The 15,862-nt window shown below is 36.0% G+C and carries 13 protein-coding genes; 7 read left to right on the top strand and 6 right to left on the bottom strand.

Going from position 1 to position 15,862, the window contains the following annotated elements; genetic code table 11:
* Positions 1–7 precede the first annotated feature (7 nt).
* On the bottom strand, positions 8–1,987 hold the full coding sequence (locus HLH14_RS11540; RefSeq protein WP_171533093.1) for a capsular polysaccharide biosynthesis protein: 1,980 nt from the start codon (positions 1,985–1,987) through the stop codon (positions 8–10).
* A 129-nt stretch (positions 1,988–2,116) separates the two neighbouring features.
* On the opposite strand from HLH14_RS11540, the gene HLH14_RS11545 reads away from it, so the two are divergent.
* On the top strand, positions 2,117–4,285 hold the full coding sequence (locus HLH14_RS11545; protein WP_171533094.1) for a glycosyltransferase: 2,169 nt from the start codon (positions 2,117–2,119) through the stop codon (positions 4,283–4,285).
* Positions 4,286–4,406: 121 nt separating this feature from the next.
* Here HLH14_RS11545 and HLH14_RS11550 read toward each other — a convergent pair whose 3' ends face one another.
* The 5 genes from HLH14_RS11550 to HLH14_RS11570 form a co-directional block, all read right to left on the bottom strand.
* A complete protein-coding gene (locus HLH14_RS11550; RefSeq protein ID WP_171533095.1) occupies positions 4,407–5,699 on the bottom strand; it encodes a hypothetical protein in 1,293 nt (430 codons plus the stop codon).
* Positions 5,700–6,059: 360 nt separating this feature from the next.
* Complete coding sequence (locus HLH14_RS11555) at positions 6,060–7,745, bottom strand: polysaccharide biosynthesis/export family protein (RefSeq protein ID WP_171533096.1); 1,686 nt, start codon at positions 7,743–7,745, stop codon at positions 6,060–6,062.
* Between the two features lie 3 nt (positions 7,746–7,748).
* On the bottom strand, positions 7,749–8,846 hold the full coding sequence (locus tag HLH14_RS11560) for a capsule biosynthesis protein (protein WP_067725803.1): 1,098 nt from the start codon (positions 8,844–8,846) through the stop codon (positions 7,749–7,751).
* Positions 8,836–9,498, bottom strand: a complete 663-nt coding sequence (locus HLH14_RS11565) for an ABC transporter ATP-binding protein (RefSeq protein ID WP_067725801.1) — start codon at positions 9,496–9,498, stop codon at positions 8,836–8,838. The genes HLH14_RS11560 and HLH14_RS11565 overlap by 11 nt, the downstream gene beginning before the upstream one ends.
* A complete protein-coding gene (locus HLH14_RS11570) occupies positions 9,495–10,322 on the bottom strand; it encodes an ABC transporter permease (RefSeq protein ID WP_131271078.1) in 828 nt (275 codons plus the stop codon). Before HLH14_RS11570 ends, HLH14_RS11565 begins: the two co-directional genes overlap by 4 nt.
* A gap of 637 nt (positions 10,323–10,959) precedes the next feature.
* On the opposite strand from HLH14_RS11570, the gene ribBA reads away from it, so the two are divergent.
* Genes ribBA through glmU form a run of 6 tightly spaced genes read left to right on the top strand, consistent with a single transcriptional unit; the run spans position 10,960 to position 15,857 of the window.
* The gene (ribBA, locus tag HLH14_RS11575) at positions 10,960–12,075 is read left to right on the top strand and encodes a bifunctional 3,4-dihydroxy-2-butanone-4-phosphate synthase/GTP cyclohydrolase II (RefSeq protein ID WP_171533097.1); all 1,116 of its coding nucleotides are present in this window, start codon (positions 10,960–10,962) and stop codon (positions 12,073–12,075) included.
* An 18-nt stretch (positions 12,076–12,093) separates the two neighbouring features.
* On the top strand, positions 12,094–12,564 hold the full coding sequence (gene ribH / locus HLH14_RS11580; RefSeq protein WP_171533098.1) for a 6,7-dimethyl-8-ribityllumazine synthase: 471 nt from the start codon (positions 12,094–12,096) through the stop codon (positions 12,562–12,564).
* Positions 12,565–12,568: 4 nt separating this feature from the next.
* Positions 12,569–13,018 carry a transcription antitermination factor NusB gene (gene nusB / locus HLH14_RS11585; protein ID WP_067725795.1) on the top strand — a complete coding sequence of 150 codons (450 nt, stop codon included), beginning with the start codon at positions 12,569–12,571 and terminating at the stop codon, positions 13,016–13,018.
* A gap of 20 nt (positions 13,019–13,038) precedes the next feature.
* Positions 13,039–13,971 carry a thiamine-phosphate kinase gene (gene thiL / locus HLH14_RS11590; RefSeq protein WP_171533099.1) on the top strand — a complete coding sequence of 311 codons (933 nt, stop codon included), beginning with the start codon at positions 13,039–13,041 and terminating at the stop codon, positions 13,969–13,971.
* Positions 13,949–14,470 (top strand): phosphatidylglycerophosphatase A family protein, encoded by a 522-nt coding sequence (locus HLH14_RS11595; RefSeq protein ID WP_171533100.1) that lies wholly within the window; start codon positions 13,949–13,951, stop codon positions 14,468–14,470. Before thiL ends, HLH14_RS11595 begins: the two co-directional genes overlap by 23 nt.
* A 22-nt stretch (positions 14,471–14,492) precedes the next feature.
* A complete protein-coding gene (gene glmU, locus HLH14_RS11600) occupies positions 14,493–15,857 on the top strand; it encodes a bifunctional UDP-N-acetylglucosamine diphosphorylase/glucosamine-1-phosphate N-acetyltransferase GlmU (RefSeq protein ID WP_171533101.1) in 1,365 nt (454 codons plus the stop codon).
* Positions 15,858–15,862: the final 5 nt, after the last annotated feature.

Here is a 15,862-nt window from a genome sequence, read left to right on the forward strand (position 1 = left end):
ATGAATTTTACCTATTCTGAATTTTTTTAAATTTTAAAAAAATATCCTTCCATGTTTCTTTTGAAGTTTCAGCTGGAAAATTCATCTGGCTTTGAATGTATAAAATAACATCTTCAGGAGAAACGAGTGGGATATTCATACTTGTAGTCTTTTCGATATTATATACCGCATACTCTACAAGTGTCACATACACCAAAGTATCAAGGTCTAAATTTTTATTTCGTCTATCACACTGAAATTTATCTTGTGTTAAGCCCCAACCCGCATAGAAAGGCATACCATAACAATAAACCTTTAACCCTCTTAACAATGCCTCAAAACCACTTAATGAAGTAATTGTATGCACTTCATCGCAAATTTCAAAACATTCTAAAATTGAAGAATTCAATTCAATTTGATTGGCATATTGCAACACGACCTGCTCTTCAATTTTGCCCACTCTAAGGCCAGCATGAACATCAGGATGAGGCTTATAAATAATATATGCCTTTGAATTATTGCGTCTAACTTCTTTAAGCAAAGCAAGGTTTGTCTTTATTTCGACTCCCCCCAATTGCACCGACATATCATCTTCAACCTGACCAATGACCAATAAAATTTTTTGATCTTCTGAGGGTTTAGTTAACTTTTTAGCTACACCTACATTGTATTTGGAAATATTGAGTTCAACCAATAAATCACGCAGATTCTGGGCACGCTCATACTGGGTAGAGGTTAATTCTGTGGTTTTTAGTAAATTTTCTATTTTAGAAGGCTGTGTTGCATCATAATAAATACCCACATCATCAAACACCAAAGAACAGGGACGGATCAGGGAGGCACCCAGACCAATCGAACGAATAAAACCATCTTCGACTGTTATCACATTTTTATAGCCTTTATCTTTTAACAGTTTTGCTTTTTTCCCCCAAGCTAAAATATGATCATTCTGATTTGGTTTGAAGAAGTTTTTAAAATTAATTTCAACTTTTGGAAAAGCTAAGAAATCTCGTATAAATTTCCTCTTCCAAGCACTAAAACCATAGGCGGTCAGCTTTAAGGGTAAAGTGGCTTGTACTTTAATATTCGGTATAAGTAAGGCAATAATCTCTTCCAACTCACAGCATTTATGTGTGACTGGTGAAACATAACGCGCATATTTCATATAGGCGCAGGCAAAAAGATGTTCTAAGGAACGATTAACTCCTCTGCGTCCCTGAAGAATCTCTAAAGGAGCAAACTTATCATTGGTTAGCCCCCAACCTGCATACCAAGGAACACCAAAGCAATGAACCTTTTTGTCACACATTAAAGCTTCAAAGCCCAATTGAGAACTTACAACATAAACTTCATCAATTAGTGAAAGTAGATCAATAGGATTATAATTTTCAATTAAAATTTTTATATTTGGATGATTTAAATCAGCTGTTGAAAAATGCCCCTTTGATTTTCCTGCAATCACATCTGGATGAGTTTTTACCCAAATTATTGCATCTGGATGATCAAGACATGCTTGTTTTAGCATTTGTTTAAATATTTCAGGAGTTGCACCCGCATATTTAATCGATTGATCGCCAAAAGTTTGATCGACAACCAGTATATTTTTTGCTGTTTTTGAAAACTGAGAAGGATCAAGTTTTTTGAATTGTTGATTATATTTAGTGATTTTTTGATTCAGAATGGTCTGAATGGCATGTGTAGCCCGTAGATTTAATTCTTCCTTTTCGGATTGAAGGATTAGCTGCTCTAAGTCAGATGTTTGTAAAGCATCAAAATAAATCCCTATTTCATCTACGACAAGGGAAAGAGGTGCATAACCATCTTTGCCTAAACCTAGAGAACGGATAAAGCCGTCTTCTAGGCATAAAAGCTGAGTCCCTGTCTTTTCAGCATGAGCTTTGGCTTTAAAAAAGCTTTTTTTACGCCCCCAGCCTGCTGTAATATTTTGGTTTTGGCTAAAGAAGCAATTTAAGGCAGGTATTTTTTTGATTCCTTTTGAAAAATACAAATTTCTTTCCTTTTTAAATTATCAAATAAATTAATTTTTTACATTTCAGAAAAAGATATTTTCAAATAAAAACATTATAATATAAAAATTTATTTTCTTAAAAAATTTTAATATCAATTGAGAATTCCAATGAAAGAAGTTTCTTTAATTATTTGCTTAAGATGTGATGTTTTTGATTTCTATAAAAAGCGTTTAGATTTCAGATTGAATCAAAAAAATGATAAGATAGAAATAATTATCGTAAATGATGGTAGTTCACTTATTGCTTCTATAGAAATCGAAGAATATTGCAAATCAAACAACTATAAATATATCTTTTTAGATACAAAAGATTCTCAATTCTCCTTATCTAGAGCTCGGAATGTAGGTATACAACATGCCAATACTGAATGGATAGGTTTCGAAGATGCTGACTTAGTATATCCTAGCAATCACTACCCAACACTATTGGATATTTTAGCTAATCTGCACAATACCCCTTTAAACTTTATAACTGTGCCTGTTATCTATTTAAAAGAGAATATTAGTAAAAATATCTTAAGTGCTAAAAATATTGAATATTATATTCCTAAAATTCTATCTGCATTGCATTTTGAAGACCCCAAACCTAATTTAAGTAATAATTATATAGAATCATTTGCACCTGTAACTTCTGTCATTTTTGCAAAGAAGAAGGAAATTCTAAGTGTAGGGGGATTTGATGAAGACTTTTCAGGATGGGGAGGAGAAGATAGAGATTTTGTTTTCAAACTCTTACTAAAAAATAAATTAATAGATAAACCAGATTTCTTTGAAAAAACATTTAATCAAAATCTAAATGATGTTAGTGTCTTTGAAGGCTGGAGATCTTTATATAAAATTATTGGAAAATACGTCCAAAATCATGGCTTATATGGGTATCACTTGTATCATGAGAAGCTATCTTGGCGTTCAGACTTATCTAAAAATAATATTCAATTAGCTAAAGAAAAAGCTTTAATGTACTTTAAAAGTAATATCTTACCTAACACTTTTCAAACCAATCAACCAGTTCAAATAATTCTAGGGTATAATCCACATTTATATAATAATCAATTAATAGAGTGTTTAGAAAATCCTTATTTTATAGAAGAAAATATTGATTTGACACCACAAGAATATATCGACAAAATTAATAATCTAAATCCAGAAATAGTTATTATTTGGAACCCTTATGGAACTTTATGGAGATTAGAAGTATATAAAGCTTTATTAAAAGTCAAAATCAAAGTTATTGTTGCTGAACGAGGTGCCCTTCCAAATACAATATATTTCGATGAAAATGGTTTATGTGTAGAAAGCACTAGCTATAGCCAAGAAAAATGGGATAGAAAGCTTACTGAAGAAGAGAATGATATTGTTAGTAACTATATCAAAAATATTAGATTTGGAGATACAGCTCTTGAAAAACAAAATTCTAGACAGGGAGGAGCATTAACTAAATTAAAACTTAGTACAGGTAATAAAAAAATACTATTTTGCCCACTTCAACTCTCCGATGATACTGTTACTACATATTTTTCAGAAGATAGTTTTACCTACAGTAATTATTTACAGCAATTAATGAGTCTAGCGGAAGAATTACCAAAGGATTGGGTTTTAGTATATAAAAATCACCCTTTATCATTAGAAAAATTTGAATGTAAAAATACAATCTGTGGAGATAATTATCATATAAACGATCTTTTAGAAGCTAGCACTGCAGTTAGTGTATTTAATTCTGGAGTAGGTCTAATTGCTCAAGCATTTCTTAAACCGGTATTTTACTATGGTCAATGTTTTTATAAAATAGATGGTGTTAATTATAAATTTAATGATTATAATAATTTAATATTATTATTAAAAAATATTAGACCAATTGATTCAGAGAAAGTTAAGAAATTTTATTTCTACTTATCTCAAAATTTTTATAGCTATGCCCATTGGGAATCCTATACAAAAAATAAGAATGAAAAATCCAAAGTAACAAAAATAAAATCTATTAATTATTATATTATACGTATTCCCAACTATATTGAAAAAAAATTCAAAAATAATAAATTTGATATTAAATCATCAATTTTATTTAATGAATATAAGTTTTACAATTATTTAAAAACCAATAAGCAACCATTAAAAGCAAAGCCAATTAATGAAAATAATAAAGTATTAAATTTAATATTAGATACTGAGTTTTTAAGATCTAGAAGAAAGCTACGAAAACTTGTACGAAACCCTAATCTTTTTTTTAAAGAAAGTAAATATAATTTCTTAAGACCAATAGCAAAAATAATAAAATAGTTTTATTATTTAAATAAAAATAGCAAGTAATATTTTAAAAAATTACTTGCTATTTTTTAATTACAAAATTTATTTTTATAAAAAACATCAAATAACTTCTATTCTACATAATAAAATTATTTTATTTTTTTCTAAAATTAAAGTATTCCTCAATTTCAATATAATTATTCAAAAAATCTAAATTATCAATATCATAGTTATTATTTAAAAATTTTTTAAAATCTTCAATTTTATTTCTAGAAAAAATAGAGAATCTCTTATCTACCATTTTATTTTTTTTATTATAATAAATTTTAATCTTATCATTGGATAAAGCAGGATAGGAAAAAAAATTCAAATAGTTTTTATTCGCTATTTCCACATCCCTATCAATCAAAATAAAGCTATAAAATTTATCATTATTTTCAACTATATTCTTTAATTCTTCAAAAAATTTATCATCACTGATATTTTCCTCTATAAAAAAAACAGATGTTGGTTTTAAAAGATTTTTTATTAAATTTTTATTTGTACCTAAACCATAAAATATAAAACAAAAAAATTTATTATTACTCACTTCAGAATTCAACCCACTTAAATCTATTTTATATTTATTTAAAACATCAGATATATCTTTTTTTTGCTTTTTATTAATTTTAATATCCCTACTTATACTACTCAAAATTTCTTGATCAATAACTATGGGATGATAAAATCCACTATCATTATTAGAAAGAAGTTGATTAAAATAGAATACATCCCCACTTGAAGAAAATTTCAAATTATTTGTATAAAAAAATCCGTAGATATCTCTTAGGGACTTATATTTAAATTTATTTTTATCTAGATAATTCATCATAAATCCTTCATCATTAGGATATAAATAATCAGAATAATCAGATTTGAAAATCTTACAATTTTCTACTCTTTTTTTAAATGCTTCTTCCACAAATCTTCTAGAGACAAATACGACACTAAATAAACATGCATATACTTCTTCAATATTAAGAGTTTTTTGAATAGATTTTTTCCATTCCCAATCTTTTTCTTTTGACAATAAGTTCATGGCACTAGCACTAAAGTCTACATTTTCTCTGATTGGCTTACTTAAAAATTCCTTTAGATTTTCGTGCTTTACTAATGCATCATCTTCCAATAACCAGTAACCATCATAATCTGGGTACTTACTGAACATTCCATATAAAAAATAATCTCCACAATTCCATAGCAAAGGCTTACTTATACTAATATCTAGTTGATTTTCTTTAATAAAATCACTATTAATTGATATTTTTTCTAAATCATATTTAGCATATTCTTCTTTCAATTCATCAATACATAAAATACAGTCAATGCCATTTGACTTATAGTAACTTAACAAACTAATAGTTTGGTAATCTACATTATTTGTTCTTATTCCTAATAAAAATTTCATAATTTATATATAACTCTCTCTATATATCTTAATTATAATAAAATAATTCAACATAATATACAGATTTTCACCTTAGAAATTAAAATACACTTATATAAATAATAAAATAAAATTCTATATTGGGTGAATAATTTATTTTTCCGTTTCTTACAAAAATTATAAATTTCCACCAAGTAATTTAATAAATCTATTTTTTCAAGATTACTTTCACCTTTTAGAAAACTAAATGAATATCAACCAATTTTCATAAACACATAGTTACCCTAAGGTATATCTATTAATTTAAATGAATTCAATCTATAATAAATTCATTTATGTTTATCTCAGTATTATAAAAAATTAACTGAAATTATTTTACTTTCATAAATCCAAAGCCACTTTTGCAGCAACCGCAATTTGATATAATACTTGTGTAATACCACGAGTAAGCTCAATCCCTTTGGTCTGAGCTTTAGGTAATACTAAGATCTCATCACCTTGCTGAATTTTCTCACCTTTACGTACAAGTTCAGCTTTACCATTTTGACGAATCACAATCACTTTGGATTTATTCGATTTTTGGCTAAAGCCGCCTACCTGCTCAATATAATTTTTGGCGCTCAATCCATTTCTGTATTCAATACCATTAGGGAAAGCAACTTCCCCATGTACCATAATCACTGATGTTTTTTCTGGAATATGTAAAATATCACCTTGTTCCAATATCACATCTTGAAAAGTATCTGGATTGAGTACCACCTGCCCTTTAGGCTCTACTTGACGCGCTTTTATAATAAACTGCTTGACCAGTTCTGCATCGCGTAAACGCAAAGCTGCTTCTTCCTGAGTGCTTGAGCGGGCATTGAATGTGGTTTCCTCTAACTTATCTAAGGCAACATTCAACATTTCTTTTTGCCGCTTGGCCACAGAAGGACGAAACAATTGCAAAGATTCAACTTCAGCCAAAACATTCGGTTGCAGTTGCGTCAGGACATCACTGAGCTTGGCTCCATAAGGCAATACAATAGCGTGGGCACCATTATGTGCACCATCAACACGTACTTGAATGGTACCTGCATAACGGTCAGCCGTAACAGTGACAATATCTCCATCTTCCACCATTACGTTATAAGCTTGGCTCAGCGAGTAATATTCACTGCGGTATTCTGCACCCTGTCGACGTTGAATACTGACATTGGTCGCCCCTGGTTTGAGTTTGGCAAATGCCAATGCCTGTGCCAGCGTGACTGCGGGTGAATTAAACTCAAAATCATTCTGGTTATAGACTTCACCCGATACATTAAAGGTATGGGTACGCTGTCCTACGACAATCACGTCACCATCACGGAAGGAAAAAGGACGAATTTGACCTTGTAACAGGAAGTTGTATAAATCGACCTGCTGAATCGTTTGTCCATTTCGCATTACTTTAATATCAATATAACTGCCACGCTCTGGATCTACCCCACCTGCACGATCCAAATAAGCAATCACACTATCATTAGCCACGCCGCCATAATTACCCGGTTGATTAACAAAGCCGGTGACCATCACTTTTACTGGCTGAGCTTGCTCAAGAGCAGCATATACCCCGACATTAGAGACATAAATACGGCGTACTTGCGCTTCAACTACCGATTGCAGATTGCCATTACGAACACCCGCTACTTTGACCGGCCCGACATTCGGAATAAAAATATTGCCTTGTGGATCGACTGTTTGAGTGCCGTTAAACTGATAGGCGCCCCATAGACGTAAATTAATATTATCGCCCGGGTTAATTTGATAATTGCTATTGAAGGTCGACCCCGCCGTTGAGGCAAAAGCCCCTTTAAAAAGCTGCGAACCAAACATCTTATTTTGAGTTGGGTATTTCATTGAGCTGCTTGGAGAAAGCTCAACCACAGACTGGCTAGTTAACAGTGGGGCATTATTAGTACTTGCAGTATCGAAATTTCCGCCATTAAAGGCCTGAGATACTTCGGTTGGCAGTAAACTTGGTTCAAATGCATAAGTTTCCGTCGCACATGCCAATGATAAAACTGATAATAAAGCAATTTTTTTCATAATTTATTCTCTGTGCTCACGGATAATTGAATGGATCAGCAATCCAATACCAAAAATTATATTCAATAAAATAAATGAGGTCAGGCTGATATACACTTTTCGTGGATATAAAGCATCTTGGGCTAAACGTGGTGTCGCAATGACCACTAATTTTTTCAGCTTACGCGAAGCTTCTAAACGTGCTTTTTCAAGAGATACTAGGGAAATTTTATAAAGGTCGGCTGCAAATTCAACTTGCGCTTTGAGTGCTTCAAAATCAGCGACATTTTTATTGAGCTTTAAATTATTCGGTGAAGTCAGTTTTGAGCTTTCAGTATTAATTTGCTGTTGTAGTGCTGCAATTTGACTACGTAAAGCCACTACTTGAGGGGCTTCAGGGGTCAAGTAACTGAGTAAAGTCCGTTCTTCGGTTTTCATTTGCGCCAGACTACTTTGCAAGCCTGCAATCAATGTAGCGACAGCTTTTGCTTGTAATTCAGGATCAAAAATTTCATTTTCATTTTGATATTCGAGTACCGCCTGACGTGCCTCATCTAACTGTGCCGTTGCTTCCGTATACTGTTTCTGTGCAAATACTTGCTGTTCTTGCGCGATGGTCTGTGAAATTTCATTAATAAATTGATCACTTTGCTTAAGCACTTCTTGATTGAGTTTTAGTGAGAACTGTGGCGAGAAACCCTGGGCATGCACATGCAACATCATGGTTTGCTCATCAAGCTCAACTTTAATCATTTTATTAAAGTATTCGACCAAGTCTTCCACTGAAGCATCTTTAGGCAGTGCAAAGATTGGGTCTCTGACTGATGAAAATTCCTGACGCAGATTCAGCGTTTGATCTAACTGCTCAATCATATCGCGAGAGCTAATATATTCCTTCAGAATTTGAGAATCCTCTCGACTGGTATTTGGCACTCCCAACAAAGCACCTATTCCTGAGGCATCAACAACTGGGGTATCGGCCACCTGCTTCACCAGTACTATAGAAGAAGATTGATAACGATCTTTAGCAAAGGAAAAAAGATAAAATACAATGATCAATACCGGAATGAGAACACAGCAGGTATAGGCGATCCAAAGTCGCTTATTTATTTTAGCTTGCATACGCTTTATATACCTCTACTGCATCTTGTACATTATCAAAATATTCTGCTTTGCCATCTCTCACCAAGAAAGCTACATCACAATTACGAGTTAAATCTTTTAAGTCGTGAGAAACCATAATAATATTTGAATTTTCTTTGAGTTCATCGAGTAAAGCCTGACTCTTTTTCCGAAAAGATGCATCCCCTACAGCACCCGCTTCATCCAGCAAGTAATAATCAAAATTAAAAGCCATACTCAAACCGAAACCAATCCGGCTACGCATACCACTCGAGTAACTTTTCATCGGCATATCAAAGTATTTACCAATTTCAGCAAACTCTTCAACAAAATTTACTACATGTTCGACTTCATCGTGACTATTTACATAAAGTCTGGCGACAAAACGAACATTCTGTCTGGCTGTTAGGCTGCCTTGAAAGCCACCTGACAATGCCACTGGCCATGAAATCGTTTTATTGGTAATAACCCTGCCAGAATCAGCATAGTCAATCCCACCAATGACACGCAGCAAGGTACTCTTGCCTGCACCATTTTTACCCAATAGAGCTACACTTTTATTTTCGGGTAAAAAAGCATTTAAATTTTTAAAGACATAATGCCGGCCTTTGGGTGTTGTATATGATTTTGTTAAATTTTTTAATTCGATCATTTTGATTTCACCATATGGCGTTCAAAGCGCTTATACAGTAGTAATCCGATAAATAAAGATATAATCATCCATAATACAAAGTAACTTAAACTAATCCCTGGTACTAAACTATAGGTAGGTGCAACAGCATGCCGCATTAACTCAAAGATATGAATCAGCGGGTTATATAATAGGTATTCACGATATTCCACTGGAATAATATGGATGGAATACAAAATGCCAGACAGGAAGTAAAGAACTAAAAAAAACACTGAAAGAAATTTACCCACTTCTTGTGAAAAATCGCCAATCACAATAAAAATAAGACTACATGCCAGCATAAATATAAATAATAGCGCCCAATAGCCCAAAAGCTGCGGAATCTGTTCAAAACTGATGCTATAGCCAAACCATACAAATGCTGCAGTAAAAGCGATATAAGCCGTAAATTTCAGCAAAAACTCAAGAATATTACGCGCGAGCAAAGCATCGATCGGTTTTACTGGACGATAGCTAAACAGCCCTCGGTTTGACTCGGTTGCACTAATTCCAAGCGTCACTCCTGTTCTAAACATAAAGAAGGGAATAATGCCATTAATTAAAAAGACCAAATAATCCATACCGGGTAATGTTCTTTGCATGACTGTACCAAACAGTATCACCATGATCCCAATGGTTAATAAGGGCTCTAGAAAGACCCATAAATATCCTAAACGGTATTGACCAAAGCGAGTTTGTAACTCCCTTAATAAGAGTGCACGAATAGCAGCCTGCATTACATTTAAGCCACCACGTGGCTCAAGTCTTGGTAGTTTTTTCAGTTGATGTTGTTCTGGAAATTCCATGTATATAAGCTTTTTATTAGTGAATCATATTAAGTTAAATATGTGGATGACATCATACCGGCATCCCTAATCTTTATAAAGTAGATTATTAGTTAACCCTAATAATGGATAAGCCTATTCGACTAAAGATAAGTTTATTCTTCTGACCCAATTGATAGTCACATAAAAAAGCTTAAATATTAATCAGATAATCTGTAATTGAACTTTATTTTGTACTTGTAATTCCTGATTCGTTTGTCGTAAATTCCATTCATCTGCTGAACTTTGTCATAGACAAAAATGTATCTATCCAACCAAGCCTGATTTTACAACTCATCAGTTCACGAATGAAAAATTTCAAAAAAGCCTTCATCGAAAGATAGAGCGCTTTTTTTATGCAATAACAGTTTAAAATCTAATCAATCATCACCATTTTGCATAAGCTTGTCATTATTTATGTATTTCAACTGCTTAAAGATTGGGCATAATCACGGCTTTTTAAAATAAAGTCCTCTTTTCAAGCATTCCACGACTGTGTATAACAATGGGCAGTTTAGGGAAATCAATAAGCATAGGCAAATGACGTCAAAACACGTTAGACTATGCAGCAACCAATGCAAGCAAAATGTCATTTGAGACAAAAAGAAGGTGAAGGTTGATGCCGCTCAATACCGTTGAAGAGCTCGTAGCAGATATCCGTGCAGGAAAAATGGTCATCCTGATGGATGATGAAGATCGTGAAAATGAAGGTGATTTAGTCATTGCGGCGACACACGTACGTGCAGAAGACATCAACTTTATGATTACGCATGCGCGCGGTTTAGTTTGCTTAACGCTTAGTCGCGACCGTTGCCAGCAACTCAATCTACCTTTAATGGTGGATGCGAACGGTGCACAACACGGCACCAACTTCACATTGTCGATTGAAGCAGCGCAAGGTATTTCAACAGGTATTTCTCCTGCTGAACGTGCACACACGATTCAAACTGCAGTTGCGGCACATGCAAAACCGGCAGACATCGTACAACCCGGACATATTTTCCCATTGATGGCGCAGCCAGGCGGCGTATTGCACCGTGCCGGTCATACCGAAGCAGGTTGCGACCTTGCTCGCTTAGCAGGTCTTGAGCCAGCATCTGTCATTTGTGAAATTATCAATGAAGATGGCAGCATGGCGCGCCGTCCCGACCTTGAAGTTTTCGCAGAAAAACATGGTTTGAAAATGGGTACCATTGCCGATCTGATTCATTACCGCATGACCAATGAACAAACGGTTGAACGTATTGACCAACAAAGCATTGATACAGAATACGGTACATTTGATTTATATCGTTACCGCGAAATTGGTAACCCAGACGTTCATTTAGCTTTAGTGAAAGGTCAACCAAAAGACGGCGTGACCACTGTTCGTGTACATGGCTTTAATCCAGCACGCGACTTACTTAAGCTCAATAAAATTGACGGCGCACCGGCATGGAACTTAGACCGTGCACTGAAAGAAATTGCAAACAGTGATCGCGGTGTTTTGGTCTGGATTGGTCAACGCCATTTACAGGATTTGGGTCCTGCACTGGACAGCTTGACTGCGCCAAAACCAACAAAATCCAATGCTGCCCTTTCACAGCAATATCAAACGATTGGTGTTGGGGCACAAATTTTACGTGATTTAGGTGTTGAAAAAATGAAGTTGCTTAGCTCTCCATTACGTTTCAACGCGCTATCTGGCTTTAACTTAGAAGTGGTGGAATACATCACCGCACATCAAACAACTTAAGAAATAATCGAGGTTGCTATGGCAGTTCGCCGTATTGAAGGTATGTTACATCTCGCGAGCGAAGGCCGTTACGCGATTTTAGTGGGTCGCTTTAATAGCTTTGTTGTTGAACATTTGCTAGAAGGTGCAATTGATACGTTGAAACGTCATGGCGTATCAGAGGATAATATCACTGTTGTTCACGCACCTGGCGCTTGGGAAATTCCTGTGGTTGCAAAAAAACTTGCCGCTTCAGATCGTTTTGATGCGATCATTGCACTTGGCGCCGTGATTCGTGGTAGCACGCCTCACTTTGACTTTGTTGCGGGTGAATGTGCTAAAGGTTTAGGCGTTGTTGGCCTGGACACTGGCTTACCAGTGATCAACGGTGTATTAACTACGGATAGTATTGAACAAGCGATTGAACGCTCTGGAACAAAAGCAGGTAATAAAGGTGGTGAAGCTGCCCTTACTGCGATTGAAATGGTTAACTTGTTAAAGGCTATTTAACGCTATGTCGCAAACACTTCAAGCAACTTATGCAGCGAAACGTAAAGCACGTCGCTTTGCTGTACAAGGAATTTATGAATGGCAGATGAGCCACAATCCAGTGCATGAGATTGAAGCACGTACGCGTGTGGAAAATGCCATGCACAAAGTGGATCTCGGCTATTATCATGAATTGTTGACTCAAGTGGTTGCCAATCATGAAGCATTGGATGCGCTCTTAATCCCGGTGCTTGACCGCGAAGTTAGCGCCCTTGATGGCGTTGAACTCGCGACCCTTCGTCTGGGTGCCTATGAATTGAAAGATCATCTTGAAATTCCATATCGCGTCGTTTTAGATGAATCGATTGAGCTTGCTAAACACTTTGGCGGTGCAGACAGCCATAAATACATCAATGGTGTATTGGACCGTTTAGCAGCAAGCTTACGTGCAGCAGAAAAGCAACAAGCCGACTAATTTTTCAGTAGATTTGTTGTATGGCTGAGTTTTCGATTATTGACACCTATTTCAATCGTCAGACTGTTACATCTACCGATGTCAATTCTGTCGATTTAGGTGTTGGTGACGACTCAGCCTTGCTCACTCCCCCACCCAACCAGCAATTGGTTATCTGTGCCGACACTTTGGTTGCCGGTCGACATTTCCCCTTAAATACCAACCCACATGCCATTGGCTGGAAATCTGTTGCTGTCAATTTATCTGATATTGCGGCTATGGGTGCCAAACCGCATAGTATTCTTCTTGCATTGAGCTTACCCCAAATTGATCATGACTGGCTGCAAGGCTTTAGTCAGGGTTTATATGATTGTTGCGATCAATTTGGAGTCAGTTTAATTGGTGGTGACACCACGCAAAGTCCTCATCTGACCATTTCAGTCACTGCCCTCGGCTGGATTGAAACAGGTCAAGCCGTAACACGTTCTGGCGCTCAAGTGGGTGACTTTATTTGTGTCAGTGGAACCGTTGGCGATGCAGCTTTTGGGCTAGCTCATTTGGGTCATCCATTACAAAAACGTCTGGATTATCCAACACCACGTTGTCAGCTCGGTCAAAAATTAAAAGGCTTGGCATCAAGCATGATTGATGTATCAGATGGCTTAGCCCAAGACTTAGGGCATATCCTTAAAGCATCGCATGTCGGTGCAACTTTGGATTTAGACCAACTACCAATTGATGCCGCTTTAAAAAAATTACAACAAGAAAAGCAATGGCAATACGCACTCGCGGGTGGCGACGACTATGAATTATGCTTTACAATAAGCCCGCAAAATTATGAAAAACTTTTGCAACAACAATTAGATGTCAACATTACCAAGATTGGACAAATCACCCAACAAAAAGGCTTAACTTTTGTGCAGAATGGCGTAGATCATTCGCTGCAATTTCATGGATACCAACACTTTGCATAAACCCAGCATCAATTTTAAAAGCATGTCATGGTCAAACCGCTGCATCGTGTTTTGTGGTGTGGGATTTGGTTCTGGACTGGCTCCCAAAGCCCCAGGAACATTCGGTTCCGCTTTCGCATTGCTGTTTATTCCTATTTGGCTGGCATTGGGATTTGTGAATTCCATCTTGGCTATTTTTGTGATGTCCCTTGTGGGCATCTATATTTGTGGGCAAACCGCTAAAGTTATGGGTGTTCATGATGATGGTCGCATTGTCTGGGATGAGTTTGCCGGGCAATCCATTACCTTTTTACCCCTCATTTATTTAGGGCACATGAGCTGGTTATGGGTATTGGTTGGATTTGCCTTATTTCGTTTGTTTGATGTATGGAAACCTTGGCCTATTCGCGTGATCGATCGTCAAATCGGTGGCGGCTTTGGCATTATGTTTGACGATATTATCGCCGGCATTTGGGCTGCACTATGCATTTACATTTATTTATTGTTCATGATGGCTTAAGCTAAAAATTGTAGGATTACAGATGTCTACTAGCGTTATTATTCTTGCTGCAGGTAAAGGGACACGTATGCGTTCTAATTTACCGAAAGTATTACAACCCCTTGCAGGACGTCCTTTGCTGGGTCATGTCATCGAAACGGCAAAAAAACTCAATGCGGCAAATATTATTACCATTTATGGTCATGGTGGCGATAAAGTACAGCAAGCTTTCGCACAAGAAAATGTGCAATGGGTTGAACAAGCAGAACAACTCGGGACAGGTCACGCCGTAAAAGTAACACTCCCTGTACTTCCTACTGAAGGTGTATCTCTTATCCTTTCAGGTGACGTACCGTGTGTGACTCAAGAGACACTACAACGTCTACTTGATGCTGCAGCACAAACAGGCATTGGTATTGTGACTTTAACTGTTGATGATGCAACAGGTTATGGTCGTATCGTTCGTAAAAATGGTCAGATTCAAGCCATTGTTGAACATAAAGATGCTAATGATGAACAACGTAAAATTAAAGAATTTAATACCGGTATTTACTGTGTCAGCAATGCCAAATTGCATCAATGGTTACCCAAGCTTTCGAATGAAAATGCGCAAGGCGAGTATTACCTGACTGACATTATTGCTATGGCGATTGTAGATGGCTTGGAAGTTGCTTCTGTTGAACCAGAACTTGCTTTTGAAGTTGAAGGGGTTAATGACCGCGTTCAACTGGCAGCATTAGAACGTGAATTCCAAAGCTATCAAGCAAAAAAACTCATGCAGCAAGGCGTGCATTTAATCGACCCTGCTCGTTTTGACTTACGTGGCAACTTAAAAGTTGGTCAAGATGTTCGTATTGACATCAATGTGATCATTGAAGGTGATTGCGAATTTGGTGATGATGTTGAAATTGGTGCAGGCTGTGTGATCAAAAATACTGTGATTGCATCCGGCACCAAAGTTCAACCGTATAGCATCTTTGATAATGCTGTGGTGGGTTCGGATGCACAAATTGGTCCATTTGCACGTTTACGCCCAGGTGCCAAACTTGCCAACGAAGTGCATATTGGTAACTTTGTTGAAGTTAAAAATTCAAGCATTGGTCTAGGGTCTAAAGCCAATCACTTCACTTATTTGGGTGATGCTGAAGTCGGTGCAGGTTCAAATATTGGTGCGGGTACCATTACCTGTAACTATGACGGTGCAAATAAATATAAAACCATTATTGGCGATGCTGCTTTTATCGGTTCAAATAGCTCACTGGTTGCCCCTGTAAGCATTGGCAATGGTGCAACCATTGGTGCAGGCTCGGTGATTACCCGTGATGTTGCCGAGAATAGCTTAGCTTTTGAACGTTCAAAACAAGTGGCTAAAGAAAACTATCAACGCCCCCAAAAACTGAAAAAATAAGAGGA

It is taken from the genome of Acinetobacter terrae (genome assembly GCF_013004375.1).
Lineage (GTDB): Bacteria > Pseudomonadota > Gammaproteobacteria > Pseudomonadales > Moraxellaceae > Acinetobacter > Acinetobacter terrae.

Coding starts and splice junctions, on each gene's coding strand:
- HLH14_RS11545 (WP_171533094.1), top strand. CDS start 2,117: ATGAAAGAAGTTTCTTTAATTATTTGCTTAAGATGTGATGTTTTTGAT.
- HLH14_RS11550 (WP_171533095.1), bottom strand. CDS start 5,699: ATGAAATTTTTATTAGGAATAAGAACAAATAATGTAGATTACCAAACT.
- HLH14_RS11555 (WP_171533096.1), bottom strand. CDS start 7,745: ATGAAAAAAATTGCTTTATTATCAGTTTTATCATTGGCATGTGCGACG.
- HLH14_RS11560 (WP_067725803.1), bottom strand. CDS start 8,846: ATGCAAGCTAAAATAAATAAGCGACTTTGGATCGCCTATACCTGCTGT.
- HLH14_RS11565 (WP_067725801.1), bottom strand. CDS start 9,498: ATGATCGAATTAAAAAATTTAACAAAATCATATACAACACCCAAAGGC.
- HLH14_RS11570 (WP_131271078.1), bottom strand. CDS start 10,322: ATGGAATTTCCAGAACAACATCAACTGAAAAAACTACCAAGACTTGAG.
- ribBA (WP_171533097.1), top strand. CDS start 10,960: ATGCCGCTCAATACCGTTGAAGAGCTCGTAGCAGATATCCGTGCAGGA.
- ribH (WP_171533098.1), top strand. CDS start 12,094: ATGGCAGTTCGCCGTATTGAAGGTATGTTACATCTCGCGAGCGAAGGC.
- nusB (WP_067725795.1), top strand. CDS start 12,569: ATGTCGCAAACACTTCAAGCAACTTATGCAGCGAAACGTAAAGCACGT.
- thiL (WP_171533099.1), top strand. CDS start 13,039: ATGGCTGAGTTTTCGATTATTGACACCTATTTCAATCGTCAGACTGTT.
- HLH14_RS11595 (WP_171533100.1), top strand. CDS start 13,949: ATGGATACCAACACTTTGCATAAACCCAGCATCAATTTTAAAAGCATG.
- glmU (WP_171533101.1), top strand. CDS start 14,493: ATGTCTACTAGCGTTATTATTCTTGCTGCAGGTAAAGGGACACGTATG.